Origin of the sequence: Candidatus Magnetaquiglobus chichijimensis (genome assembly GCF_045865675.1) — a bacterium.
Classification (GTDB): Bacteria; Pseudomonadota; Magnetococcia; order Magnetococcales; family Magnetaquicoccaceae; genus Magnetaquiglobus; species Magnetaquiglobus chichijimensis.
In genome coordinates this window covers 2,147,014-2,173,617 of the sequence record NZ_BAAFGK010000004.1, presented here as the reverse complement: position 1 = coordinate 2,173,617, position 26,604 = coordinate 2,147,014, and the positions used below count along the sequence as shown (strand labels likewise).

Annotated in this window: 18 protein-coding genes, 1 tRNA gene and 2 pseudogenes; 5 read left to right on the top strand and 16 right to left on the bottom strand. The window is 62.1% G+C overall.

Annotated elements, in window-relative coordinates; translation table 11 throughout:
- Nucleotides 1-13 precede the first annotated feature (13 nt).
- The 3 genes from cas8c to cas3 are packed head-to-tail and all read right to left on the bottom strand — an operon-like array spanning nucleotide 14 to nucleotide 4,876.
- On the bottom strand, nucleotides 14-1,828 hold the full coding sequence (gene cas8c / locus ACOY6C_RS13515; protein WP_420905995.1) for a type I-C CRISPR-associated protein Cas8c/Csd1: 1,815 nt from the start codon (nucleotides 1,826-1,828) through the stop codon (nucleotides 14-16).
- Nucleotides 1,825-2,553, bottom strand: a complete 729-nt coding sequence (cas5c, locus tag ACOY6C_RS13510; protein ID WP_420905994.1) for a type I-C CRISPR-associated protein Cas5c — start codon at nucleotides 2,551-2,553, stop codon at nucleotides 1,825-1,827. The genes cas8c and cas5c overlap by 4 nt, the downstream gene beginning before the upstream one ends.
- Nucleotides 2,554-2,584: 31 nt before the next feature.
- Nucleotides 2,585-4,876, bottom strand: a complete 2,292-nt coding sequence (gene cas3, locus ACOY6C_RS13505; protein WP_420905993.1) for a CRISPR-associated helicase Cas3' — start codon at nucleotides 4,874-4,876, stop codon at nucleotides 2,585-2,587.
- 189 nt (nucleotides 4,877-5,065) lie between these two features.
- On the opposite strand from cas3, the pseudogene ACOY6C_RS13500 reads away from it, so the two are divergent.
- Together ACOY6C_RS13500 and ACOY6C_RS13495 are read left to right on the top strand one after the other, a co-directional pair.
- Nucleotides 5,066-5,161, top strand: a pseudogene (locus ACOY6C_RS13500) (IS200/IS605 family transposase); the annotation flags it as partial.
- 121 nt (nucleotides 5,162-5,282) lie between these two features.
- Nucleotides 5,283-5,592: pseudogene (locus ACOY6C_RS13495) on the top strand (ATP-binding protein); the annotation flags it as partial.
- Nucleotides 5,593-5,848: 256 nt separating this feature from the next.
- Here ACOY6C_RS13495 and ACOY6C_RS13490 read toward each other — a convergent pair.
- The 4 genes from ACOY6C_RS13490 to ACOY6C_RS13475 form a co-directional block, all read right to left on the bottom strand.
- Nucleotides 5,849-5,936: transfer RNA gene (locus tag ACOY6C_RS13490), tRNA-Ser, on the bottom strand.
- Nucleotides 5,937-6,086: 150 nt separating this feature from the next.
- Complete coding sequence (gene serS, locus ACOY6C_RS13485) at nucleotides 6,087-7,367, bottom strand: serine--tRNA ligase (RefSeq protein WP_420905992.1); 1,281 nt, start codon at nucleotides 7,365-7,367, stop codon at nucleotides 6,087-6,089.
- Nucleotides 7,368-7,370: 3 nt separating this feature from the next.
- Nucleotides 7,371-10,124: a DNA gyrase subunit A gene (gene gyrA / locus ACOY6C_RS13480; protein WP_420905991.1), complete on the bottom strand. Its 2,754-nt coding sequence runs from the start codon at nucleotides 10,122-10,124 to the stop codon at nucleotides 7,371-7,373.
- Between the two features lie 668 nt (nucleotides 10,125-10,792).
- The gene (locus tag ACOY6C_RS13475) at nucleotides 10,793-14,245 is read right to left on the bottom strand and encodes a pyruvate carboxylase (protein WP_420905990.1); all 3,453 of its coding nucleotides are present in this window, start codon (nucleotides 14,243-14,245) and stop codon (nucleotides 10,793-10,795) included.
- Between the two features lie 266 nt (nucleotides 14,246-14,511).
- Between ACOY6C_RS13475 and purB the strand changes: the two genes are divergently transcribed.
- The 3 genes from purB to pntB all read left to right on the top strand — a co-directional run bounded on the left by purB (nucleotide 14,512) and on the right by pntB (nucleotide 19,139).
- Nucleotides 14,512-15,885: an adenylosuccinate lyase gene (purB, locus tag ACOY6C_RS13470; RefSeq protein ID WP_420905989.1), complete on the top strand. Its 1,374-nt coding sequence runs from the start codon at nucleotides 14,512-14,514 to the stop codon at nucleotides 15,883-15,885.
- A gap of 262 nt (nucleotides 15,886-16,147) precedes the next feature.
- Complete coding sequence (locus tag ACOY6C_RS13465) at nucleotides 16,148-17,713, top strand: Re/Si-specific NAD(P)(+) transhydrogenase subunit alpha (protein ID WP_420905988.1); 1,566 nt, start codon at nucleotides 16,148-16,150, stop codon at nucleotides 17,711-17,713.
- 13 nt (nucleotides 17,714-17,726) lie between these two features.
- Entirely contained in the window at nucleotides 17,727-19,139 is a 1,413-nt protein-coding gene (gene pntB, locus ACOY6C_RS13460) for a Re/Si-specific NAD(P)(+) transhydrogenase subunit beta (protein ID WP_420905987.1), read from the top strand.
- A 373-nt stretch (nucleotides 19,140-19,512) separates the two neighbouring features.
- Here the strand turns inward: pntB and ACOY6C_RS13455 are convergent, their stop codons facing one another.
- From ACOY6C_RS13455 to ACOY6C_RS13415, 9 genes are all read right to left on the bottom strand, one after another.
- Nucleotides 19,513-20,007 (bottom strand): cytochrome c-type biogenesis protein, encoded by a 495-nt coding sequence (locus ACOY6C_RS13455; protein ID WP_420905986.1) that lies wholly within the window; start codon nucleotides 20,005-20,007, stop codon nucleotides 19,513-19,515.
- Nucleotides 20,004-20,543 (bottom strand): DsbE family thiol:disulfide interchange protein, encoded by a 540-nt coding sequence (locus ACOY6C_RS13450; RefSeq protein ID WP_420905985.1) that lies wholly within the window; start codon nucleotides 20,541-20,543, stop codon nucleotides 20,004-20,006. The genes ACOY6C_RS13455 and ACOY6C_RS13450 overlap by 4 nt, the downstream gene beginning before the upstream one ends.
- Before the next feature lie 27 nt (nucleotides 20,544-20,570).
- Nucleotides 20,571-22,541, bottom strand: coding sequence for a heme lyase CcmF/NrfE family subunit (locus ACOY6C_RS13445; protein ID WP_420905984.1), 1,971 nt, complete (start codon nucleotides 22,539-22,541; stop codon nucleotides 20,571-20,573).
- 69 nt (nucleotides 22,542-22,610) lie between these two features.
- On the bottom strand, nucleotides 22,611-23,066 hold the full coding sequence (gene ccmE / locus ACOY6C_RS13440) for a cytochrome c maturation protein CcmE (protein ID WP_420905983.1): 456 nt from the start codon (nucleotides 23,064-23,066) through the stop codon (nucleotides 22,611-22,613).
- Nucleotides 23,063-23,200: a hypothetical protein gene (locus tag ACOY6C_RS13435; RefSeq protein ID WP_420905982.1), complete on the bottom strand. Its 138-nt coding sequence runs from the start codon at nucleotides 23,198-23,200 to the stop codon at nucleotides 23,063-23,065. The genes ccmE and ACOY6C_RS13435 overlap by 4 nt, the downstream gene beginning before the upstream one ends.
- Complete coding sequence (gene ccmC / locus ACOY6C_RS13430; RefSeq protein WP_420905981.1) at nucleotides 23,193-23,891, bottom strand: heme ABC transporter permease CcmC; 699 nt, start codon at nucleotides 23,889-23,891, stop codon at nucleotides 23,193-23,195. Before ccmC ends, ACOY6C_RS13435 begins: the two co-directional genes overlap by 8 nt.
- A gap of 14 nt (nucleotides 23,892-23,905) precedes the next feature.
- Nucleotides 23,906-24,571 (bottom strand): heme exporter protein CcmB, encoded by a 666-nt coding sequence (locus tag ACOY6C_RS13425; RefSeq protein ID WP_420905980.1) that lies wholly within the window; start codon nucleotides 24,569-24,571, stop codon nucleotides 23,906-23,908.
- Nucleotides 24,572-25,267, bottom strand: a complete 696-nt coding sequence (ccmA, locus tag ACOY6C_RS13420) for a heme ABC exporter ATP-binding protein CcmA (protein ID WP_420905979.1) — start codon at nucleotides 25,265-25,267, stop codon at nucleotides 24,572-24,574.
- A 264-nt stretch (nucleotides 25,268-25,531) separates the two neighbouring features.
- On the bottom strand, nucleotides 25,532-26,437 hold the full coding sequence (locus ACOY6C_RS13415; protein ID WP_420905978.1) for an SPOR domain-containing protein: 906 nt from the start codon (nucleotides 26,435-26,437) through the stop codon (nucleotides 25,532-25,534).
- Nucleotides 26,438-26,604: the final 167 nt, after the last annotated feature.

The window sequence follows — 26,604 nt, the reverse complement described above, 5'->3', positions numbered from 1 at the left end:
CTTTCAGGCTGGATTATGGATTGGAATCGATTTTGGTATCACCTTTGGCCGTGAAGAAATCCTGGCGCTGGTGGTAATAGCCGATGGCAAAGAGTCCTTGTTCTTCCAGGGAGAGCGTGGCGGGAATATCGGTCACGGCGCTCATGATCTCCTGAACGCTTTTTTCCCGGTTCACCTTGGCACCGACGGAAATTTTACTCAGATGGTGTTGATAGGTGCGCAACAGGCGCGGAAAGACCGAGCCGGGCGTCGCAGAGGCGGCGCCATAAAAACGGTCCCGGATGGTGGCGTTGATGCCGGGCAGGGCCTCTTCCTGGGTCTTTTCCAAGGCAGCGAACAGACGACCCAGGCGATAGGCCGGATCCGGGCGGGTGGTATCCAGAGTCACGGTGATCTCTCCTTTCCAACGGGGTGAGCGGTTGAGCCAGGCTTTGAGCAGACCGGCACGCAGATAATTGATTTGTCGATTGGGGTGTTGTCTGTCGTCCCGATCGGCGCGGATGCGGCGGATCACTGCCGCCGCCAAGGCATCGGGATAGGGGGTGCCATTCAGAATGGCGCGCATCAGCGCCCCTTCCAGCAGTGGGGCCACATCCTTGCCATCGCGGGTGCTCTCCTTGAGCAGCATCCAGACCGGCGGGAACTCCCTGCCCTTGGGCGGACGCACGATGTCGATGGCCGCGAAATGGTCGTGCAGGCGATCCACGAAATGGTCCAGCGTGGAGACGTGCCAGAAGCGCACCGAGATCCTTCCGGCATTCGGGGAGAGCCCCAGAATGTAAAACGGGGTTTCTGGATCCTCTTGCAGACAGTGACTCCCCTCCCGCACGGCCTGCATGAAGAGTCGTACATGTTCGAGTGTTGCCGGATCCTGACTCTCCTGAACGGAATCGGTGGATTCGTTCAGGCCTCCGGCAAACAACATGGCAATGCCCTCTTCCGCGTCGGTTCGTTTTTCGGTCCAGAAAATCACCGTGTCGTTGTCCAGCCGGATGCGGTGCCTGTCCCGTTTTGTCCCGTTCAAAAGGGTGTTGAGGGCGGTGCAGTAGCGGAAGGTGGCCATCTCCGAGACCGGAGCGTTGTAGCTCTGCTCTTTTCCATACGACTCAAAAGCAGCGCAATTGAAAGACACCATCAATGCGCCCGTGGATTGTGCATTCCGATTCTGGACCCCCTTGATTTTAGGTTCATGGATCCTGGCAATCGGATGGTCAAGGGTTCCGCTGATCAGGCACAGGCCCAGTTTTCCAGAGGTCGAGTTGGTTTGTTCTCCCAGATTCTGCCACCATTGACGGATGCGGGGATGCTCATGGACATACCCACCTTCCCCCTGGATTCGGAAAACTCCGAAACCGGCACTCTGTTCGACCAGCACGGGGTGATCGGGCGCCTGTTCCGGGGACCAGGTTTCCAGGAAGCGACACACGGCGGAAAAGGCCGGTTCGTTGATTTGGTTTTCCAACTCCAGGTGTTTCTGACGAAAGGCCTGAAAAGACAGGAGCGTTCGTTCCGGTTTGCTGTCCTTGGGATCGAATCCCAGCATGTATTTGGTGTTGTCCCACAAAAAACAGGGATTGATCCCTTGTCCAGTCGGTTTGGATTGTCCGGGCAGACGCAGGGATTTGGGTCTGCGGACGGTTTTTTTCTTGCCACCGGTGGCCGGGATGATCTGATCCACCTGTTCGTCCGCGAAGTGGAACAGCTCCCCCGAGGGGGTCAGGACCACGGAGAACGAGACATTCTGGGGGCTGTAGCCAGGTGCGGCGATGCCGTAGTCCGGATCGCAGGCCAGACGATCATAAAGGGCATAAAGGGATTGCAGGATCATGATCCGAACACCTCCTGTCTCTCTTTCCGACAGGCGGCCACATCCACCATGCCATCCAGCATGCGGGCGCGGAAGAACCGGGGCTGGCAACGCGCGTCGCAACGGTGCGGACGCGGCGTGCTGCCGGGATGCCCGACATGCTCCAGGTCGTCGAGCATGAAACCAAGCTGGCGCTCCCCTTTAAGCTCATCCGGGACGGGAGGGAACCCTGCGGCATCGACGGGTGCGAAATAGGCCGGGAACTCCCGGCATCCCAGATAGGGACGGTGAAAACAGGCGCCATCCCGCACCCGGCGGTTGAACTGGTCGAGATGTTTGGCCACCGGTTCGCTCAGGGTGGTACCATTTTTCTCCTGGGCATCCAGAATCTCGATGTGCGCCTCGATGCCGTAGACCACGTTGGTCAACAGCAGGGTGGCACGCTGTTGCCTGTTCTCCTCGGCATGGATGGATGGACCGGATTCCAGTCCCTGCATGGCCTTGGCGGTGACGGAAATCTTGGGCAGATCCACCTCGTTGCGGCGGATGTTGGCAAAGCGGATCGGGGCCAATACCCGGATGCGGTCGATCACCCAGCGCATTTGCGGTTTCCAGTAGATCGCCTCCAGGATGCCCCGCGCACCCGAAGGGGTCATGACATCATAAGAGACCCGCTCGGCTTTCATCTCCGGACGGGTCCAGCAGGCGTATTCGCCCCATACGTGCAGTCGGATTCCATGGCTCATGGCATGTTGTTCTCCTTGGGATCTGAAAAGGTCAGAGGATCAGTTTGGCTGGATCACACCAGCCTTCCCGGTTCACGGTCAGGCCGGTTTTGGGTGAGTAGTGCTCTTCTGGATTCAACAGAACACGAAAGCGTTCGTGCAGGATTTCGATGGCGTTGGAGCGGGAGAGCCATTCCAACTCGCGCGGATAGATGGTCACGACATGGCGTTGCAGAACTCTGGAAGCGTGCGCGAGAAAACCGGGGTGCGGATGGTGCATGGCACGCAGGGCGTCGATCACCGCTTGTGCCTTGGCATCCTTCCAGGGGATGATCACCGCTTCCTGGCTCTCTTCGATCAGGCGGAATTTTTCGGCAGCCTCCCGGAACTGGAACAAAAACGGCTCCTTTCGATTACCGAACTCGAAACATGCCATCACACCCTCCACATCCCAACCCTGTCCGGTCTCCGCGCCATGCTGCCAATAGTGCAGACGGAAATAGTGGTCGATGGCAGCAAGGGAGAGGCCCTCCGCGCGGTGCTCGGGCAGGGCGAGCACCTCCCGGGCTGTCGTGGCGGCCTGTCCCAGGGCGTTTTTGGGCAGAAATTGGGGTTCTGCGGGGGTAAACAGGCGGATGATGCCGGGTTGGGGCAGTGTGCCCTCCCGATTGCAGCGTCCGGCGGCCTGGGCCAGGGCATCGAGTCCGGCCATGGCGCGGTAGACCACGGGAAAATCCACATCCACGCCCGCTTCCACCAGTTGGGTCGCCACCACGCGACAGCTCTGCCAAGGATCGTGCAAACGGTCACGGATTTCGGACAAGACCGTCAGGCGATGCGCCGGAGTCATCAGAGCGCTCAAGTGGAAACAGGATGACGCATCGGTGTGCCTGGCCAGGGTCTCGTAGAGTTCACGGGCATGACGCCGGGTGTTGACGATCACCAGAACCCGTTCCAGGGCAGCCAACTGGAGCGCGAGTTCTTCCAGGGTGAGCGTTCCCGTCATCTCCACGGTTACCCGTTTGAGCGCGGCATGCAGGCGTTGGGCATCGGGGATGATCGGTCGCACCCCGGTCAGCCCGATAGGGAAATTGGCACGTTGCTCCAGCGCCGGTTGGGTGGCCGTGGATAAAACCACGGTGCAGCCGTAGCGTTGCACCAACTCTTCGAGTGCCGCCAGACACGGTTTCAGCAGAGAGACCGGCAGAGCCTGCGCCTCATCCAGAACGATCACCGAACGGGCTATGCGGTGCAGTTTTCGGCAACGACTCGGACGATGAGCAAACAGGGTCTCGAAGAGTTGCACATTGGTGGTGACGATGATCGGCGCATCCCAGTTTTCCGTGGCCAGACGGGCGCTGAGCACTTTTAGATCGTCGTGATCGAGATTGGCATGATGTTCCAGGATGATACCCTCCCCCAAAGGATTGAAAATCTCCCGATAGACCTCGGCGTTTTGTTCGATGATGCTGGTGAAAGGAATGGCGCAGATCACCCGGCGCAATCCGTGGCGAGCCGCATGATGCAAGGCGAAGGCGAGCGCGGAGAGGGTCTTGCCACCCCCGGTGGGGACATTGAGCGAAAAGAATCCGGGTTCCAGGCCAGTCGCCTGGAGACAGGCCTGCAAAATTTCGGCACGGTGGTGCTGCACCGGTGTGTGCGGAGCAGAAAATCTTGCGCTCAGGTGGGCGTCGAGATGCTCTGCCAGAGAGGCCATTCCCGGAAAGCCCTTTTCCCGAGCGGTGGACTGATCCGGATTCATGAACCCCTCGGTGGCCAGAAAATCCCCATCCGTGAGGCAGGAAAAGAGCATGCGGGTGAAAAAGGCGCAAGCGAATTTGTCTGGTGGCAACGAGATGAGTCTGGGGAATCCGGGTGCCAACAGCAACTTTGTCGGGATCGCCTCTTCCCAGGGTTCGACCGCTTTTTGCAGGCGCTGTTTCAGGACCGATTCGCCGGTGCCGTTCCAATTCGGCAAACCGTTGTGATGTCCGGCAATGGCAAAGGCGAGCAGTGTGCCGAATCCGGGAATGGTTTTGGCTGCATGTTGAGCGCCTGCCGTGGAATGATCGACCTTTCCTTTCCACTCCAGGGCGTGGGCATCTTCCAGATGAGACAGAAGATAATCCTGAAATTTCCGTGACCCTTTTCCCAAATCGTGCCACCAGCCGAGTAGGTTCGCGCCGTCCACGGCCAGTCTGATCAGTTCTGCGGCTTGGGGGGGGATCATCTCTTGCGCAAAGCGGGCAGACAAGCGTGCGGTTATAGCAAGATGACTATCTGGACCGTGATAGAGAGACTCTTTTTTTTGAGAACCAGAATTGATATGAGCATAATATTCCATGGCAACTGGACCTTAGAGTACTTGGTGGTGACGATTCTTGAGCGTAAAATAGTAGATTTTTACGGATGATAATTAAAATGGGTAAACAAAGGCTTTGCCGGGGGTGACAGTAAAAGTTTGACATTTCAGGGAGTCCACCAGGACACTCCAAAACCGTGAGCGCCAAGGACACGATAAAGGAGAATCCCGATGGACCAGGCAGAGATCCTAAACTACTCCCGGCGGGAGTGCAAATACCATGTGGTTTTTATCCCGAAAGGACGCCGCAAAGCTGTCAGGCGACATGAGAAACTGACTCCCTGGCGACACGAAGAATTGCCTCTCTCCCCTGGGAAGGAGGAGAGATGACATTAACGAAAGATTCGGTTTCAATCCTTGGAAACACGAACCAAGGAGGAAACCCAATGTTGCCAAACCGAAACTGCTGATCGTGGATGAACTGGGCTATCTGCCTTTGGAAGCCAATGCAGCTCATTTGTTTTTCCAATTGGTTTCAAGACGCTACGAGCGAGGCAGCATGCTGGTGACCAGCCATCGCGGTGTGGGCGAGTGGGGGGAAGTGTTCGGCGATCCCGTTGTGGCGACAGCCATCCTGGATTGCCTGCTGCAACAGCCATGTGGTGACGATCCGTGGCGAGAGCTACAGACTACGGGAAAAACGGCGTTCCGGTCTTTTGAAAACCGGAATATTGGCGAGCAACCATCAACCAGCGTAACCAGGAGGGGGGTCAGTTTTTCATGTCGTCAGGGGGTCAATTCTTCGTGTCGCTTGACATCCGTTGGACGACTCAAGAGACGATTTTGGACGATTTTGGAAAAAAACATAAAAAAAGCCACCTGTTACGGTGGCTTCATTCGGACTCTGTTGGACGCCGGACTCTGTTGGACGCCGGACTCTGTTGGACGCCGGACTCTGTTGGACGCCGGACTCTGTTGGACGCCGGACTCTGTTGGACGCTAAAAAATGTATTTTGGCGGAAGGGGTGGGATTTGAACCCACGGATGGTTACCCATCGACGATTTTCAAGACCGTTGCATTCAACCGCTCTGCCACCCTTCCGTACCTGCCGCACGCGCCATCTGCGTGATGCCGTGCGGGTCAATCGCATTCCCTGGTCAACCCGACGCGAGGTGTTTCCTGGTCAACCCGACGCGAGGTGTTTCCTGGTCAGTCCGCTCGGGTTGTTCCTTGGTCAATCTGGCGCGGTGGTCAACCGCGTATCTCGATCCGGGCCTGACCGCCCATATAGGGACGCAGGGCGTCCGGAATTGTCACGCTGCCATCGGGTTGGACGAAATTTTCCAACAAGGCCACCAGCGTCCGTCCCACCGCGATGCCGGAGCCGTTCAGGGTATGCACCGGCTCGACCGTCTTGCTCTCCGTGCGTCGCAGACGGGCCTTCATGCGGCGCGCCTGGAAATCCAGGGTGTTGGAACAGGAGGAGATCTCCCGATAACGACCCTGACCGGGCAGCCACACCTCCAGATCATACGTCTTGGCCGAGGCGAAGCCAAGGTCGCCCGTACACAACGCCACGGTGCGATAGGGGAGTTCCAGACGTTTCAACACCTCTTCGGCGTGCCCGGTCAAAGACTCCAGAGCCGCCATGCTCTCCTCCGGACGGGTGATCCACACCAGCTCCACCTTGTCGAACTGGTGCTGGCGGATCAAGCCGCGCGTGTCGCGTCCGGCGGCGCCCGCTTCGCGGCGGAAACAGGCGGTCCAGGCCGTGAACCTCATCGGCAGGAGCGACTCATCCACGATCTGGCCCCGTACCATGTTGGTCAACGGCACCTCGGCGGTCGGAATCAGATAGAACGGGTCATCCCGCAGGCAGAAAAGATCTTCCTCGAACTTCGGCAGTTGGCCGGTGCCGAACAGGCTCTCCTTGTTGGCCAGAAACGGCGGCAGGATCTCCTCGTAGCCGTGCTCGCGGGTGTGCAGATCGAGCATGAACGAGGTCAAGGCGCGGATCAGTCGGGCGCCGTCGCCCCGGAAGAAGGTGAAACGGGCCCCCAACGTCTCGGCGGCCACCTGGAAGTCGAGAATCCCGAGGCGTTCGCCGATGTCCCAGTGGTTGAGTTCGGTCGCGGTTCCGGAAAAGTCTTCCGGCCAGGACCGCACCACCACATTGCCGCTTTCGTCCGGTCCCACCGGAACATCCTCGGCGGGCAGATTCGGCAGACGGGCCAGTTCCTCCTGCACCGCCTCCTCCTTGGCGCGCAATGCGGCTTCGTGCTCTTTGAGCCGAGGTCCCAGTTTCCTCATCTCCGCGAGCAGGGACGAGGCGTCTTCACCTTTGGCCTTGAGCTGACCGATCAGCTTGGAAATTTCGTTGCGGCGCGCCTGCAACCCCTCGGTCGTGGCGCGCAGGGCGCGCTGTTCGGCCTCAAGGGCGAAAAAGGCGGTCAGATCATGCCGTCCCCCACGGGTTTTCAACCGCGCATCCACCCACTCCGGACGCTCCCGGATCGCCTTCAGATCCAACATGGCTCATGCACCTCCCTCATCCATGGGCATTCCATCGCTCTCCCCATCCTCCGAGGCGGTCACGACGGCATCCTCCTCGGCTTCGGCGATGCGCGCCACCGATACCACCCGCTCCCCGGAGCTGGAGACATCCAACACCTTTACCCCACGGGCATTGCGGCCCGTCTGACGCACGCTCTCCACCGGGGTGCGCAACACCGTACCCTGATCGGTGATCACCATGATCTGATCCCCAGGCGACACCACCAGACTGGCCACCACCGGACCGTTGCGCTCGTCGATCAGCATGCCGATCACCCCTTGCGATCCTCGGCCTTTGGTGGGGAACCTCTCGGCCTCGGTCCGCTTGCCGAACCCGTTCTCGGTGATGGCCAGAATCTGACAATCCGGCTCGTTGGTCAGCACGTTCAAGGCGATCACCCGATCCTCGCCACGCAGTCGCATGCCGCGCACCCCGCGTGCCACCCGTCCCATCAGCCGTACCTGTCCGGTACGGAAGCGGGCCGCCTTGCCGGAACTCGAATAGAGCAGAATCCGTCCGGGTCTCGTCTCGCCGCTCTCCTCCGGCTCCTCTTCGGCCACCGGTTCGACCACCGGTTCGACCTCGACCGGGGTCGTGCCATCTTCGTCGCCTTCGCCCGCCGCGACGGCCTCGGCATCGATATCCTCTTGCAACACCGGCAGCAGCGCCACCCCGACCAGATCATCCCCCTCTTGCAGATCCACCGCCCGGATTCCCGAGGCGCGGATGTTGGCATAGGCGGAGAGGGCGGTTTTCTTGATCAGCCCCTTGGCCGTGGCGAACAGCAGATGCCAGTTGTCCCACTGGTCGCGCGCCACCGGCGCCGGCAGGATCTGGGCCAGCTTTTCGCCCCCCTCGAGGGCCAGCAGATTGATGATCGGGCGACCGCGCGCCGCGCGGCTGGCCAGGGGCAGTTCGTGGACCTTCAGGCGGAACACCCGGCCTTTGTCGGTAAAACAGAGGATCGGATCGTGGGTCGAGGCCACGAAGAGTTGCGAGATGAAATCCTCATCCCGGACTCCGGTGGCGCTTTTGCCTTTGCCGCCGCGGCGCTGACTGCGGTAATCCACCGCCGGCTGACGCTTCACGTAGCCCGAATGGCTCACCGTGACCACCATCTCCTCTTCCGGGATCAGATCCTCGGCGCAAAACTCGCCCAGATCCTCCACGATCTCGGTGCGGCGCGCATTGGCGAACATCTCCTTGATGCGCGTGAGTTCGTCCTTGATCACCGTCAGGAGCGCCTGATCCGAGGCGAGAATCGCGTTCAGCCGGGCGATTTCGGTCAGGGTCTCCTCGAACTCCTGATGGATTTTGTCCTGTTCCAGACCGGTCAGACGGTGCAGACGCATGTCGAGGATCGCCTGGGCCTGTTCGGGGGAGAGTCGATAGCCTCCCTCGACGAACTGGGGCGAAGCGACCATGCCTGCCTCCAGGGCGCGCGCCAGCATCGCCTCCACCGGGCCGCGCGCCCACACCTCGGCCACCAGCCGCTCCTTGGCGGTCTGGGGGTTGGGGGCGTTGCGGATCAGCTCGATGATGCGGTCGATGTTGGCCAGGGCCACGGAGAGCCCTTCCAGGATGTGGCCGCGTGCCTGGGCCTTGGCCAGATCGAACAGGGTACGTCGCGTCACCACCTGACGGCGGTGGTTGATGAACTCCTCGAGGATGCTTTTCAGACTCAGGGTTTGCGGCTGGCCATGCACCAGGGCCACGGCGTTCACGCCGAAGGTGGTCTGCATGGCGGTGTGCTTGTAGAGCTGGTTGAGCAACACTTCGGTGCTGGCATCGCGTTTGGTTTCGATCACCACCCGCATCCCCTGGCGATCCGATTCGTCGCGCAGATCCGAGATGCCGTCGATCTTCTTTTCGCGCACCAGGTCGGCGATGAATTCCACCAGTTTGGCCTTGTTCACCTGGAACGGCAGTTCGTCGATGATGATCGCCTCGCGTCCGTCTTTCTTCGTCTCGACATGGGTCTTGGCGCGCAGCACGATGGAGCCGCGTCCGGTTTCGTAGGCGCTTACAATTCCGGCCCGACCGTGGATCGAGCCGCCGGTGGGAAAGTCCGGACCAGGCACGAAGGTCATCAGGCCGCGATTGGTCAGTTCCGGGTTGTCGATCAGGGCGCAGGTGGCATCGACCACCTCGCCGAGGTTGTGGGGTGGGATGTTGGTGGCCATGCCCACCGCGATGCCCGAGGAGCCGCTGACCAGAAGGTTGGGGAATTTGCACGGCAGAATGCGCGGTTCGGTGAGGGATCCGTCGTAGTTGGGTCCGAAATCCACCGTCTCCTTGTCGATGTCGGCGAGCAGTTCGCCGGCCAGACGGGTCATGCGCACTTCGGTGTAACGCATGGCCGCCGGAGAGTCCCCATCCACGGAGCCGAAGTTCCCCTGGCCATCCACGAGCGGATGGCGCATCGAGAACTCCTGGGCCATGCGCACGATGGTGTCGTAGACCGCCACGTCGCCGTGGGGATGGTATTTGCCGATGACGTCACCGACCACGCGGGCCGATTTCTTGTAGGCGCGATTCCACTCGTTGCCCAGTTCGCTCATGGCGTAGAGGACGCGGCGGTGGACCGGTTTGAGTCCGTCGCGCACGTCGGGCAGGGCGCGTCCCACGATCACGCTCATGGCGTAATCGAGGTAGGAGCGGCGCATTTCGTCTTCGAGATTGACGGGAACCCGCTTGGAAAGGTTGGGATCCACGGTCGTTGTTTCGCTATCCATGATACCCGCGTGACATCGGTGGAGAAGAAGAGGGGTTAACTTGTCAATAATACCCCTTTTCCCTTGCTATCGCAACCGTGACCCAGCGGTTCGGGAATCCTTTTCGTCCGTGCGCATCAGGGCGAGAGGTGGGGATCATGTGCCTCCTCGCCGGGGTGTCGAGGAGGGGGCGAAGGGGGCTCGGGAGGCAAGACATTTTTGGCGGGCGGTTGGGGGGGGACTTGGGGCGGTTTTTTGGGGGGGCTTTGGGGCGGTTTTTTTTTGGCTTTTTTGGCTTTTTTGGCTTTTTTGGGTGGGCTTTGGGTGGGCTTTGGGTGGGCTTTGGGTGGGCTTTGGGTGGGCTTTGGGTGGGCTTTGGGTGGGCTTTGGGTGGGCTTTGGGGCCATGTTCGCGGGAACGTTTGGCAAAAGGCGCCAAACGTTCCCGCAGCCAAGGCGGCGCGCAGCGTTTTTTCGCAAAAGAGCGAAAAAACGCTTTTTTTGAAGAGCGCGCTAAAATCTTAAAGACCAAAGACCAAAGACCAAAGAGTCAAAGGCTAAAGAGTCAAGACACAGGCAAAATCACAGGCAAAACCTTGGAGACGCTGTCTCCAAACCTCTGCCGGGGACCTTCGGCCCCCCGTCCCCCGCAACAGTGGGGAGCTTTTCCGCTTCCGCTTCCGCTTCCCTCTACGCCGAACCCAACGTGATCAACAAATCCTTGGTCTCCACCTGATCCCCGGTCGAAACATGGATCTCGGCCACCACCCCATCCTTGGTGGCGCACACCGCAGTCTCCATCTTCATCGCCTCCAGGGAGAGCAGCAGATCGCCGCGCGCCACCTTTTGACCCCGCGCCACCGCGATCGCGCCCACGGCGCCCGGAATCGGCGCGCCCACCTGGGCCGGATCGCCATCCCGCGCCTTGGGCGCGGCACGCTTGCCGCTACCTTGGGCACGGTTGTGGATCAGGATCGAACGAGGTTGACCGTTTACCTCGAAGAACACCTTCACCATCCCATCCCGGTCCGGCTCCGAGGCGGTGACGAAGTGGACGATCAACGCCTTGCCCGGCTCGGGCTCCACGGTGATCTCCTGGCCCGGCTCCATGCCGTAGAAAAAGACCGTCGAAGGCAGGCGACTCACATCTCCATAGGTCTGACAGTGACGCATGAACTCGCTGTAAACCTGGGGATACATCAGATACGAGGCCAACTGGGCATCGCTCACCATGCCGCCGGTCAGGTGCGATACCACGGTGCGCTGCTCGTCGAGGTCGGTATCCGGGAGCACGGCGCCGGGTCGTTCGGTCAAGGGGGTCTGGTTTTTCAGCACCTTGCGTTGCAGCGCCTGGGGAAAGCCCCCCGGCGGCTGGCCGAGATCACCCCGGAAATACTGCACCACCGACTCCGGAAAGGAGATCTCCTTGTGCGGATCGAGCACATCCTGGCGGCTGAGCTGACTGGTCACCATCATCAAGGCCATGTCGCCCACCACCTTGGAGCTGGGAGTCACCTTGGGGATGTCGCCGAACATCTCGTTGACCTGGGCATAGGCGCGCGCCACCTGATCCCAGTGGGAGTCGATGCCCAGGGAACGGGCCTGCTGACGCAGATTGGTGAACTGACCGCCCGGCATCTCGTGCAGATAAACCTCCGAGGCCCCGACATATTGACGGGTTTCGAAGGCGGCGTAGTGACGCCGCACCTGCTCCCAATAGGTCGAGATCGCGCGGATGGCGTCGATGTCGAGTTCGGTGTCGTGGGGGGTGTTGCGCAACGCCTCGACGATCGAGCCGAGACTGGGCTGGGAGGTGGCCCCGCTCATGGCGTCCATGGCCGCGTCCACCGCATCCACGCCGGCTTCGATGGCCGCCAGGACGCTGGCCGCGGAGATGCCGCTGGTGTCGTGGGTGTGGAAGTGGATCGGCAGGCCGATCTCCTGTTTGAGAGCCTTGACCAGCACCCGCGCCGCGTTGGGCTTGAGCAGTCCGGCCATGTCCTTGATGCCCAGGATATGCGCGCCGGCGGCTTCCAGCTCCTTGGCCATCTCCACGTAGTATTTCAGGGAGTACTTGGCCCGTTTGGGATCGTTGATGTCGCCGGTGTAGCAGATGGCCGCCTCGCAGAGCTTCTCCTCGGCGCACACCGCGTCCATGGCCACGCGCATGTTCTCCACCCAGTTGAGGGAGTCGAACACCCGGAACACATCCACCCCGCGTCCGGCGGCCTGCTTGATGAAAAATTTGACCACGTTGTCCGGATAGTTGGTGTAGCCGACGCCGTTGGCCGAGCGCAGCAGCATCTGCAAAAGCAGATTGGGCATCAGCTCGCGCAGATGCATCAGCCGTTCCCAGGGACACTCCTTCAGGAAGCGCATGGTCACGTCGAAGGTGGCGCCGCCCCAGCACTCCATGGAAAACAGGTTGGGCAGAAGCCGCTGATAGGCCGGCGCGATCACCTTGAGGTCGAAGGTGCGCAGCCGCGTGGCCAGCAGCGACTGATGGGCGTCGCGCATCGTGGTGTCGGTGATCAGGGTGCGTTTCTGAGCCAGCATCCACTCGGCGAATTTTTTCGGTCCGAGGTCATCCAACAGATCGCGGGTGCCGAGCGGGAGCTCCTCTTTCTCGTTGAACTTCGGCACGTTCGGTTTGGCATAGCTCTCCGGTTTCGGCAACCCCTTGGTTTCGCGGTTGCCGTTGACCACCACGTCGGCGATGTATTGCAGCAGATGGGCGTGGGAGTCGTGCCGTTCCGGGGTCTTGAACAGGGAGGGGTTCTGATCGATGAAGGTGGTGGTGTAGTCGCCGAAACGGAACTTGTCGTGACGCACCACGCGGCTTAAAAAGCCGAGATTGGTCTTCACGCCGACGATGCGGAACTCCTGCAAGGCACGGTCCATGCGATGGATGGCCGCGTCCGAGGTGGCCGCCCAGGCGGTGATCTTGACCAGCAGCGAATCATAGAACGGGGTGATGCGCGCGCCGCTGTAGGCGGTGCCCGCGTCGAGACGCACGCCAAAGCCGGCGGCGCTGCGATAGTCGGAGATGCGTCCGTAGTCCGGGGTGAAGTTGTTTTCCGGATCTTCGGTGGTGACCCGGCACTGCATGGCGTGGCCGTGCAGGGCGATGTTCTGCTGGAGCGGCAGACCGCGGGAGCCGAGGGGGTGGCCCTGGGCCACCAGGATCTGCGCCTGCACCAGATCGATGCCGGTCACCTCCTCGGTGACGGTATGTTCCACCTGGATGCGCGGGTTGACCTCGATGAAGTAGAAGGCGCCGGAATCCACATCCTGCAAGAACTCCACGGTGCCGGCATTGCGATAACCCACCGCCTTGGCCAGCCGCAGGGCGTTGCCGCACAGTTCGGCGCGCTGGGCGTCGGAGAGGTAGAGCGCCGGAGCCCGTTCGACCACCTTCTGGTTGCGGCGCTGCACGGTACAGTCGCGCTCATAAAGATGCACGAGATTGCCGTGCTGGTCGCCGAGGATCTGCACCTCGACGTGCCGGGCGCGTCGGACCAGTTTTTCCAGGTAGACCGAGCCGTTGCCGAAAGCGGTGGCTGCCTCGCGGGAGGCGGTGCGCACCTGTTCGAGGAGCTGCTCCGGCCCTTCGATCACCCGCATGCCGCGTCCGCCGCCGCCCCAGATCGCCTTGAGCATCACCGGATAGCCGATTTGATGGGCCATGGCGTGGATCTGGTCCGGATCCTCGGGCAGGGTGGTGGTGGCGGGCATGACCGGCACGCCGGCCTCCACCGCGATGCGGCGCGCCTGCACCTTGTCGCCGAGCAGTCGCATGGCTTCCGGGGTCGGGCCGACGAAGGCGATGCCGGAGTCGCGACAGGCGGCGGCGAAATCGGGATTCTCGGAGAGAAACCCGTATCCCGGATGGATGGCATCGACATGCACCTCGCGGGCGATGCGCAGGATATCCTGGATATCGAGATAGGCGGCGATGGGGCGCTTGCCCGCGCCGACCAGATAGCTTTCGTCGGCCTTGTAGCGGTGCAGGGAGTAGCTGTCCTCCAGGGCGTGGATGGCCACGGTGGCGATGCCCATCTCGGAGGCGGCCCGGATGATGCGGATGGCGATTTCGCCGCGATTGGCCACCAACAGGCGTTTGAAGGGTCTGGCTTCGGTCATGGCATCGTTCCTTGCTGACTTGTCATGTAGGGCGGAACCCCTAGCCCCCATCCGTTGGAGCTTCACTGGGTGGAGGATCCACGGTAATGGTCAAATTTTTGCCATTTATGAGGGTAAACGCAAATGCGGGCCACGCCAAGTGGTGCCAATCGGCCATAAGATGATTTTTTCACCTGCGCGGGTTTTGTTTTTCGTCGATCTTGGTTACCATGCAAGGATTGGTTCTTCTTTCCCGTTTATTTGCCAGCATGGAAGTTGACTCGAACATGGATCCGACCCTTTTGACCGCTCTTTCGCCGCTGGATGGACGCTACGCCCGTCAGGTGGCCCCGCTGCGCCCGATCTTTTCCGAATTCGGCCTCATCCACCGTCGCGTGCGGGTGGAGCTGGGCTGGCTTCTGGCCCTTTCCCGCGAGCCGGCCATCCCCGAGGTACCCCCGTTCACCGCCGAGGTCGAGGCGCGGCTGCATGCCCTCGCCCAGGACTTTTCCGAGGTGGACGGCCATCGCGTCAAGGAGATCGAGCGCACCACCAACCACGATGTCAAGGCGGTCGAGTATTTTCTCAAGGAACGGCTCGGCGATCTCCTGCCGGAGCCGGTGCTGGAGTTCATCCATTTCGCCTGCACCTCCGAGGATATCAACAACCTCTCCCACGGCCTGGCGATGAAGGAGGCCAGGGAACAGGTGCTCCTGCCCGCCATGGAGCGGGTGGTGGCCCAGATCGCCGATCTGGCCGCGCGCCATCGTGAACAGCCCATGCTCGCCCGTACCCACGGTCAACCCGCCTCGCCGACCACGCTCGGCAAGGAGATGGCCAACGTCGCCCATCGTCTGCGGATTCAACGCGACGGTCTGCAACGGGTCGGGATTCCCGGCAAGATCAATGGCGCGGTCGGCAACTTCAACGCCCATGTGGTCGCCTATCCCGAGGTGGATTGGCCGGCTCTGGCCGAACGGTTCGTCACCTCCCTCGGCCTGACCTACCAGCCCCTCACCACCCAGATCGAACCCCACGACGGCGTGGCGGAGTTCTTCCACGCGGTCATGCGCTTCAATACCGTGCTGCTCGATTTCGACCGGGATCTGTGGAGCTATATTTCGCTCGGTTATTTCCGTCAGAAGACCCGCGCCGGCGAGGTGGGCTCCTCGACCATGCCCCACAAGGTCAATCCCATCGATTTCGAGAACTCCGAGGGCAATCTCGGCCTGGCCAACGCCGTGCTCGACCATCTGGCGGTGAAACTCCCGGTGTCGCGCCTGCAACGGGATCTCACCGACTCCACGGTGCTGCGCAACGTCGGCGTGGGGTTGGGGTATGCGGTGTTGGGGTATGATTCGGCCTTGAAGGGGATCGGCAAGCTCGAGGCCGATCCGGTCCGTCTGGCCGCCGACCTGGAAAATGCCTGGGAGGTTCTGGCCGAGCCGATCCAGACCGTCATGCGCCGGCATGGCCTGGAGAAACCCTACGAACGGTTGAAGGAGCTGACCCGCGGTCGAGGCATCACCCGCGAGGGGATCCGCGACTTCATCGAGGGGTTGGAGATTCCGACCGAGGCCAAGGCGCGGCTTCTGGAACTGACCCCCGCAGGTTACATCGGCCTGGCGACGCGGTTGAGCCGGATCGGGGAGGGGACGTGATCCTCGCGCCCTCCTGATCGGTGATCCCCACGGGTGCCCGCCGGGAAGGGGGCATCGTCGCTGGCGGATCGATAACGTACCGAAATCAAAAGATCCAGAACGAAAATATGCTGCGCGGCAACTTGACCGCGCGGACGTTTTCTTTCATCATCTGCTCCTTGAGAATTCGTCCCGGATGCGCGCATGGAGGAGCGCTTATCGTTGGAGTGGATGAAGCCCCGTTTGGTTCCACGATCCTTAAATTTATATCAGGAGGCGTTCAATGCAGATCGGCATTCCCAGAGAGATCTATCCAGGGGAACGACGGGTGGCAGCCAGCCCGGATTCCGTCAAGCAGTTCATCAAGTTGGGCTTCACCGTGGCGGTCGAGAAGGGTGCCGGTGCCGAGGCCAATTTCTCGGACGAGGTGTATCAGGAAGCGGGCGCCACGATCGCGGCGGATGCCAAATCCCTCTATGACAATGCGGATATCGTCCTCAAAGTGCGCGCCCCGATGGCCATTCCGGGTGGCAAGGCCCATGAGGTCGATTCCCTGCGCGCCGGCCAGACCCTCATCAGCTTCATCTGGCCCGCCCAAAACAAAGAACTCATGGACCGCATGGCCGCCCTCAAGGTCACCGCGCTGGCCATGGATTCGGTGCCGCGCATCTCCCGCGCCCAGAAGCTCGACGCCCTAAGCTCCATGGCCAACATCGCCGGCTATCGCGCCGTGATCGAGGCCGCCCATCACTTCGGACGCTTCTTCACCGGTCAGATCACCGCCGCCGGCAAGGTTCCGCCGGCCAAGGTGTTCGTCATCGGCGCCGGCGTGGCCGGTCTGGCCGCCATCGGTGCCGCCTCGGGCCTGGGCGCCATCGTGCGCGCCTTCGACACCCGTCCGGAAGTGGGTGATCAGGTCAAGAGCATGGGTGGCGAGTTCGTCACCGTCGATTACGAGGAAGAGGGTGGCGGCGTCGGCGGTTACGCCAAGGTGATGAGCGAAGGGTATCAGAAGGCTCAGGCCGAAATGACCGCCCAGCAGGCCGCCGAGGTGGACATCATCATCACCACCGCGTTGATTCCGGGCCGTCCCGCGCCCAAGCTGATCACCGCCGACATGGTGAAGAGCATGAAACCCGGCAGCGTGATCGTCGATCTGGCCGCCGAAATGGGGGGCAACTGCGAATTGACCGAGCCGGGCAAGGTGGCGGTCAAGCACGATGTCACCATCATCGGCTTCACCGATCTGCCCAGCCGTCTGTCGCGTCAGTCCAGCCAGCTCTACGCCACCAACCTGGTGCGTCTGATGGAAGAGCTGTGCCGTACCAAGGATGGCGTGATCAACGTCAACATGGAAGACGAAGTGATCCGTGGCGCCACGGTCATCAAGGAGGGCGAGATCACCTGGCCCCCGCCGCCGCCCAAGCTCTCCGCCGCCCCGCAGCAGGCCAAGCCCGCCGCCCCGCCGCCGCCGCCCAAGCACGGCCATGGCCCCGGCGAGCCGGCCAGCAACAAAAGCGTGCTCACCACCGGCATCAGCCTGGCGTTGATCTTCCTTCTGGTGGGCGTCGGCGCGCCGACGGCCTTCCTGGGACATTTCACCGTCTTCATCCTGGCCTGCTTCATCGGTTACATGGTCATCTGGAACGTCACCCCGGCCCTGCACACCCCGCTCATGAGCGTCACCAACGCCATCAGCAGCATCATCGTGATCGGCGCCCTGATCCAAATCTCCACGCCCGGAAAGATGATCACCATCCTGGCGGCACTGGCCATCGTTTTGACCGCCGTGAACATGATGGGTGGCTTCTGGGTCACTCAGCGCATGTTGCGCATGTTTCAGAAATAAGGAGGCGTGACCCATGAACCAAGGTTTGTTGACCGTTTCTTACATCGGCGCCACCATCCTCTTCATCCTGAGCCTGGGTGGCCTGAGCAATCCCGAAACCGCCCGGCGCGGCAATCTGTTCGGCGTCATCGGCATGACCATCGCCGTGCTCGCCACCCTGATGGGTCCGAAGCTGGCCGGCGCCGGCAATCTGGCCCTGATCATCGTCGCCATGGCCATCGGTGGCGGGATCGGCATTTTCGCCGCCATCCGTGTCAAAATGACCGAGATGCCGGAGCTGGTCGCCCTCATGCACAGCCTGGTCGGTCTGGCCGCCATGCTGGTCGGCTTCGCCAACTACATCGATCCCACCTCCACCCTCACCGGCGCCGAGAAGACCATCCACGAGATGGAGATCTACATCGGCATCCTGATCGGTGCCGTGACCTTCTCCGGCTCCATCGTCGCCTTTGGCAAGCTCTCCGGCAGGATCGGCGGCAAGCCTTTGACCCTGCCGGGTCGCCACCAGTTCAACTTCGGCCTGCTGATCGTCACCGTGCTGCTGGGCAAGGTGTTCCTGAACGCCCATGGCATCTCGGCGGGCATGACGCCGCTGTTGGCCATGACCGCGATCGCGCTGTTGTTCGGCGTCCACATGGTGATGGCCATCGGTGGCGCGGACATGCCGGTGGTGGTGTCGATGTTGAACAGCTACTCCGGATGGGCCGCTGCGGCCACCGGCTTCATGCTCTCCAATGACCTGTTGATCGTGGTGGGCGCCCTGGTGGGTTCGTCGGGCGCCATTCTGAGCTACATCATGTGTCGCGCCATGAACCGCAAGTTCCTGGCGGTGATCGGCGGTGGTTTCGGCTCCGATGGCGGCACCCCGACCTCTTCCGCCGGTGCTGCGCCGGCGGGCGAGGTGGTGGCCGTGTCGGCCCTGGAGACCGCCGAGCTGCTGCGCGAGGCCAAGAACGTGGTGATCGTGCCGGGTTACGGCATGGCCGTGGCCCAGGCCCAGCACACGGTGTTCGAGATCACCCAGCTGTTGCGTTCCAAGGGCAAGAACGTCCGCTTCGCCATCCATCCGGTGGCCGGGCGCATGCCGGGTCACATGAACGTGCTGCTGGCCGAAGCCAAGGTGCCGTATGACATCGTGCTGGAGATGGACGAGATCAACGAGGACTTCCCCTCGACCGATGTCACCATGGTGATCGGCGCCAACGACATCGTGAACCCGTCCGCGCTCGAAGATCCCAACAGCCCCATCGCCGGCATGCCGGTGCTGGAGGTGTGGAAATCGACCACCTCGATCGTCATGAAGCGCTCCATGGCCTCCGGTTACGCGGGCGTGGACAATCCGCTGTTCTACAAGGAGAACAACCGGATGCTCTTCGGCGATGCCAAGAAGATGCTGGACGAAGTGCTCAACAATCTGCGTGGTTGATGTGTCTCGACGGTCCTCCTCCCCGGTCTGACGGGGAGGAGGACCCGGGCGAACGCCATCCCCGGATCGACCTGTGATTGGCAGGTGGGTCCGGGGATTTTTTTTATCATGGCGAGTTGGATGCGGCGCTGCGGTTGCTTCAAACTGAGGCGTTGTCGGCTTTTCAACGCATAGGCGCAATCCAGGATTGAGCCTGGACGCATGGGCGAATGGCCTGGGCGCGCTTCCGGCAAGGTCAAGGTGAGGAGGCACGTCGCCAGCTCAAAGAAGAGGTTCTGCCGGTGTTCAAGAGAACCGGCCATGCTCAGGCATCCACGATACCGCATGCCTGCCCGAGCCAATCTGCACCCACCTTCCGCTCGCGAATCCTGACCTACATCCGCACCCGTTCCAGTTCCTGCTGAATGCGGCTCTGCATGGCGGCATCCGGGGTTGGTGAGGCGGGCGATTGAGAGGCGTCGTTCGTTTGGGTTTGCGCCTGACCGCGCCAGCGGCGCATCGCCAGCCACAGGGCATATCCCCCCAAACCCAGCCCCAGAAACGGCGCGCTCCACAACAGGGCGTTCATCCCCTGGCCGGTGGGTTCCAGGTAGATGTAATCCCCGTAACGCTGATGAAAATACTCCCGGATCGCCGGCTCCTTCTCGCCCGATGCCACCTTGTCGCGGATGATTTTCAACATGTCCTTGGCCAACTCGGAGTTGGATTCATACACCGACTGGTTCTGACACACCGCGCAGCGCAGATCCTTGGCGATCTGTCGCACCATCGCCTCGGTGGGATCCTCGTTGCGGACTTCGGCGTGGGCGGTTCCCATGGCCAGCATCAAGAGGAGCGAGGGCAAAAACCGGCGAGAAAAAAAAATCATGGGGCGTTTCCTTGCATCAGTGGCAGGGCGCGCTGCTCGAACCATCCCGGGAACAACGGGCCGGTATGTTTCATGCGGATCGTACCGTTCGGATCCACCAGATAGGACTCCGGGGCCCCATAGACCCCCCAGTCGATGGCGATTTTTTGTGCCGGATCCTGGGCATGGGCGTAGCCGGGATTGCCGTGCCGCTTCAGGAAGGCCTGTGCCGCCTCCGGTGTGTCGCGAAAATCCACGCCGATCATCACGAAATCGGGCCGTCCCTTGACCTTGGCCGCCAGCTCCATCAGATAGGGGTGTTCGGCCACGCAACTGATGCACCACGAACCCCAGAAGTTGACCAGTACCCATTTGCCGCGATGCTCGGAGAGGGAGACGGTCTGGTTCCCCTCCAACGCCGGGGCGGAAAAGTCGCTGGCCGGTCGGTTGACCAGCGGCGAGGGGATATCGCGCGGATCGTTTTTCAATCCCAGGGCGAACAGCAACAGAATCGCCATCACCGCCCCGAGCAGAACCAGTTTCCAGATGCCGTTCATCGGATTCCTTTAGAAAGGTTCGTTACATTAATTCTCGGAGCCGTCCGCGACCCGGAACGGGCGTCGTCCTTGCAACATGGCCCAGAATACCCCGATCACCATCAGGGTGGATCCAACCCAAACCCAGGAGATCAACGGGTTGCGATAGATCCGGAACGCCCACACCCCCTCTTTCACCCCATCCCCGAGCACCACGTACAGATCCTCGCGCCAGGTGCTGTGAATCGCCGCCTCGGTGGTGGGTTGGGAGTGCTCGTTGTAGACCCGTTTTTGCGGGGTGAGACGGATCGGCTCCGCACCGGGACGCTCGGCGCGGAACACCGCCTCATCCGCTTTCCAGTTGCGTTTGGCGGTCTTGTCCATGGACTCCAGGGTGAGGTTCCAGGAACCGATCTTCATCGAATCCCCGACCGCCATGAACAGGTCTCGCTCCTCCTGAAACAATCCCGATCCCACGAAACCGGCCACCATCACCAGCGTCCCGAGATGGACGAACAGCCCGCCGTAACGTCGCTTGTTGCGTCCGAGCAGACGCCAGAGAGCCGCGACCGCGGAGAGTCCCTCGCGGCGCATGCGCAGGCGGGTGTTGTGGAGGATATCTTTCAGATGGGTGGCGCCGACGAACAGAATCAGGCCGAATGCGATGGCCCCCGAGAGGTGGCTGATGCCGAGCATGGGGGCGCAGACCGCGCCGACGATGCCGAGGGCCAGCCAGGGCAGGAACTCCTGGCGCAAACGTGTCCACGAGGCCCGCTGCCAGGGGATGATCGGTCCCACGCCCATCAAGAGCAGCGTGGCGAGCATGATCGGGATGAACACCTTATTGTAATAGGGGGCGCCCACCGACACCTTGGCGGTGGACAGGGTTTCGACCGCCAGGGGGTAGAGGGTGCCCAGCAGCACGGTGCAGGCTCCGGCCACCAGAAACAGGTTGTTGACCAGGAACGAGAACTCCCGCGACAATCCGCTATCGAGTTTCGGGGTCTCCTTCAACCGATCGGAGCGGGAGGTGAGCAGTCCGAAGGAGAAGAGCAGGAGTGCCGCCATGAAAATGAGAATATAGACGCCGCGGCCCGGGTCGGTGGCAAAGGCATGCACCGACGAGAGCACCCCGGAGCGGACCAGGAAAGTGCCGAGCAGGGAGAGGGCGAAGGTGGTGATGATCAGAAAGAGGTTCCAGGTGCGGAACATGCCGCGCCGTTCCTGGACCATCACCGAGTGCAGGAAGGCCAGACCGGTGAGCCAGGGCATGAACGAGGCGTTTTCCACCGGATCCCAGGCCCAGTAGCCGCCCCAGCCCAGTTCGTAATAGGCCCAGTAGGCGCCGAAGACGATGCCGATGGTGAGCATGGCCCAGGAGAAAAGGGACCAGCGGCGGGTGGCCAGGATCCATTCGGCATCCCCCTGGGCGGTGATCAGGGCGGCCATGGCAAAGGCGTAGGGCACCGAGAAACCCACATAGCCCAGATAGAGGAACGGCGGGTGGAAGACCATGCCCGGATCCTGGAGGAGCGGGTTGAGATCCCGTCCGTCGAAGGGGGGATTCATCAACCGTTCGAAGGGCGAGGAGAGGAACACCACCAGCAGCAGAAATCCGAGCAGCACCCCGCCGAGGATCGAGAGCACCCACGGCATGGAGATCGGATGGGTGGCCCAGTGGCGCCAGGCGGCGATGGCGACGAACAGCGACAGCATCCAGGCCCAGAGCAGCAGCGATCCCTCGTGACCGCCCCACATGGCGGTGGCCAGATAGAAGACCGGGAGTTTCAGGGAGGCGTGTTCGGCGACGTATTTGACCGAGAAGTCGTGGTTGAGGAAGGAGAGGATCAACCCTGCCGAGGCCAGTGTCAGCAGCCCGCAGGTGAAGAAGGCGGCCTGGCGACCGACCCGGATCCAGACCACCCGTCCCCAGCGGATGCCGACCAGGGGCGCGACCAGCAGCACGCCGGCCAGGAGCAGGGCGAGCAGGGTGGAAAAATGGGCGATTTCGATCCACATGAGGCGGATTGACCTGTGTGAGAGTGTGTAAGGTTTTGGGGTTGTTTTTGAGTCGTTCCAGCCAGACCGCTACTTGAGCGATTTGAGCAGCGACTCCTTGGATTTGGCGATCCCCTGTTCGTTCATCTCCACCGGGACGTAATCCTCGCTGTGTTTGGCGAGGATGGTATCTGCCGGGAAATCCTGACCGTTTTTCCAGGTTCCTTCCACGACCACCCCTTGTCCTTCGCGGAACAGATCCGGCACGATCCCCTCGTAGCGGACCGGGATTTGCCCCTTGCCGTCGGTGACCAGGAAGCGGATCTTGAGCGTGCCGGCCTCACGGGTCAGGGTGCCGGCCTGCACCATGCCGCCGATGCGGATTTTTTTGCCATTCAGCTCCGGTTGTTTGGCCAGGGCCTCGGTGGGGGTATGAAAATAGACCAGCGCGCCGGTGAACGAGGAGAGTACCAGCGCCCCGAGGGATCCGATGACCAGAATCACGCTCAGGATCATGAAAACCCGGCGATTGATGGGCATGCTCATGGGGACTCCTGGGAGAGGGACGCGAGTTGCCGTTCCAGTTTTTTGCAGGAGGCGCGCCAGAGCAGGGTATAGCCACCGTAGACCAGAAGGGCCAACCCATACACCGCGGCCACATAGGGGGTATAATCAGTCATCGTGATGCATCCTCGCGGCTTCAAGAGCGTCGAGATGGCGGCGTGCCTCGATCTGGCGCGCCTTGACGGTCAGCATGTACAGACCCATCAGGATAAACGCCACCGACAGGATCAGCAATGGCGGCAGCAGGGGGCCGGCGATGTGGATGGCGGTGTTTTCGCTGGCGGTCAGGGAGGGGGGTTGGTGGAGGGTGCGCCACCAGACCACCGAATAGTGGATGATCGGCAGATCCACGGCCCCGACGATGGCCAGAACCGCGGTGGCCCGCGCCCCCTTGACCGGATCGTCCAGGGAGTGGCGCAGCACCATCAGCCCCTTGTAGAGGATCAGCAGCACCAGCATCGAGGTCAGGCGCGCATCCCAGGCCCACCAGGTCCCCCACATCGGTTTGCCCCAGATCGATCCCGAGGCCAGGGTGATGACGGTGAAGGCGGCGCCCACCGAGGCGGCGGCCTCGGCGAGGATGTCGGCCCCTTCGTATCGTTTCCACAGGTAGAGGATCGAGGCGATGGTGAGAAAGATGTAGCTCAACAGGGCCAGCTTGGCCGAGGGTACGTGGATGTAGAGGATGCGCACCGCGCCGCCCTGTTGGAAATCCGCCGGGGCCCGATAGACGTACCACAGGCCGACGGCGAGGGAAATCAGGGTCGCCAGTCCGACGAGGGGTTGGATTTTCTTGAGAATATTCATCGCACTTGAACTGATTACTCCTCCACCAACCAACCGAAGGCCCAGGGGGTCATGGCCAGATAGACCCCATCGAAAATCACCAGCAGTTTCAGCCAGGGCGCCACCTGGCCATCCACGGTCAGAATGGCCGCCACCGCCTGCACGCCGCTGATCAGCAGTGGCGCGGTCAGGGGTAGCAAAAGCAGCGCCAGCAGCGTCTCCCGCGAGCGGGCGCCGCGGGTCATGGCGGCCAGCAGGGTGCCCAGACCCGTCAATCCGAGGGTGCCCAGGGCCAGGATTCCCAGGATCGCCGGGATGTGTTGCCAGGCATCCACGTTGAAGAGGATCATGGTCAGGGGGAGTATCAGGAATTCCACCAGCAGGGTCAACAAAAGATTGCCGAGCCACTTGCCGAAAAAGATCACCCCGCGCGGCACCGCAGCCAGCAGCAGCCCTTCGAAGGCGCCATCTTCCTCCTCGGCCTGGAACACCCGCCCGAGTCCCACCAGGGTGGTGAACAGCGAAGTGGCCCAGAGCAGGCCGGGCAGCAGGCGCAGGGCCTCCTTGCGATCCGGCTCGAAGGCGGCCTGGAACACCACCAGCACCGAAATGGCGAAAAAGAGCATGGAAGAGAGGGTCGCGCGACGGCGCAGATCTCCGGCCACATCTTTCCAGGCGATGCGGTAGATGGCCTTGATCATTCAGGCCACCTCCGGACGCGGGGTGTCGAGGGGGGTGAGCACACCCCGCGCCAGGTGGTGCGGACGATGCCGCAGCGCCGCGACCCGCTCCGGGTCGTGGCTGGCCATGATCACCGCGCCGCCCTGGTTCAGGTAGTCGGCGAGGATGGCGTTGAGCCAGTTCACCCCCTGGGTGTCGAGGGCGGAATAGGGTTCGTCGAGCAGCAGCAGGCGCGGATCGGCCAGGAGCATGCGCGCCAGGGCCAGCCGTTTGCGCATGCCGGCGGAGAACCACTGCACCGGTTTGTCGGCGGCCTTGGCCAGTCCCACGGTGTCGAGCGCCTGGCGCAGGTGGGATTCCGAAACCGACAGACCACGCAGATCACTGAAAAAAAGCAGATTTTCCACCGAGGTCAGATGGCCGTACAGGTGGGTGTGATGGCCGACGAACAAAAGCCTCTCCCGCGCCTCCTGGCCGTGGTGACGCACATCCAGGCCGTTCAGGTGGTAGGATCCCTCGCGGACGGCGTGCCGGGTGGAGAGCAGCGAGAGCAGGGTGGATTTCCCCGAACCGTTGGCTCCGTACAGGACCACGCATTCGCCACGTCTGACCTCAAGCTCGATGCCCGCGAGCACCAGATGGCGGCCATAGCGATGGCGCACCCCTGTCAAGCGGGCAACAGGCTCGGTGGTCGCGTCCGTGACGGATGGGTTCATCCAGGTTCTTCTTCAAATGAGGTTGGTTGGGAGATCGGAGCGGGTCGCCATGGCCGGCGCGGGGGCGCGGGCGTGGCGATCCAGGGTGTAGACTTTAGCGGTTTGGCGGCGGATGTAAAAGAGAATTTCGCTTGCAAGGGGGAAAATGGCCGGCGGGTCGCGCTATCGCAACTCATGGGGTGGATACGATGGGAGGCGGGCAGGCGGGGTCAGGGAGCGGGACGATCCGCTCCCTGACACGACGCCCCCCTGGTGAGGCGGGGATCACTGACCGGGATTCAGAACCACGGCCTTCACGCCGCCGATTTTGGCCTGGGCCATGTTGGCCGCCTGTTGGGCGCGTTGCTGGGTCTGGAACGGGCCCAGGCGCACCCGGTAGACGGTTTTGGCGCCGGCCTTGGGATTGGTGATGAAGGTGGGCATGCGTCTGCCCTCGAACATCAGGCTCGAGAGCTTGGCCACCAGGGCTTCGGCGTGCTCGGTGTCGTTGAAGGAGGCTACCTGCACCGTGAAGCCGTTTCCGGGCGCGGTGGCGTTTTTTTGCGGCTTGGCGTTCTCCTCTTCCACGTCGCTCTCCTCGGCTTGATCCCGAGGGTTCGGCTTGGCTTGCGCGGCGGCGTTCTTGGCGTCGCCGGGCGTCTGGGTCGCTCCGCGGGCCGGCGGCGGGGGCGCGGGGCGCGCGCCTGGTGTGGACGCCATCTGCGGCATGGGCGGCGCCACATGACCGTCGGCGGGCGGCGGCGGAGCCTTGGCGGTGCTCAAACCCACCTCCTTGGGCAGCGGCTTGGACTCCAGACGCGCCGATTCCAGGGCCGAGGCCTCCTTGGAACCCCAGGGATCGCGCGGCTTGGAACCCTCCTTGGCGTTCGGATCCGGCGCGGTGAGATCCTGGGCGTCGATTTCGATGCGGGGCTCGGGTTTGGCGTCCCCCTTGCCGGCATCGGTGTTGAAAACCGGAGCCGGCGCCACCTGGGTGAGCCAAGCGGATTTGTTGGCATCGCTGGCGCGATCCCCGACCTTCACCTTGGGTGGCGGTTGGGTCTCCTTCTCGGTGATCAGGTCACCGGGCGAGCGCACCATGTTGAAGATCACCACCAGCAGGATCAAGACGAGAATGATGCCGCCGGTCACCAGAAACAGAAACTGTTCACGATTGGGTGATGCTTTCATAAGAGCCTTTTGTCGATGTCTGGATGGGCCAAGCTCGAAAATTTTTCAGCGCCGCGCACACCGGAGGCCGGAAATCGGGTGCGTCCCGGATGTCATGTCGGGGCCATTCCCCGCCTTGCCAGCCGCGCCACATGCCGTGCGTTGGGCCCTGGGGTGAGGATCTTGAA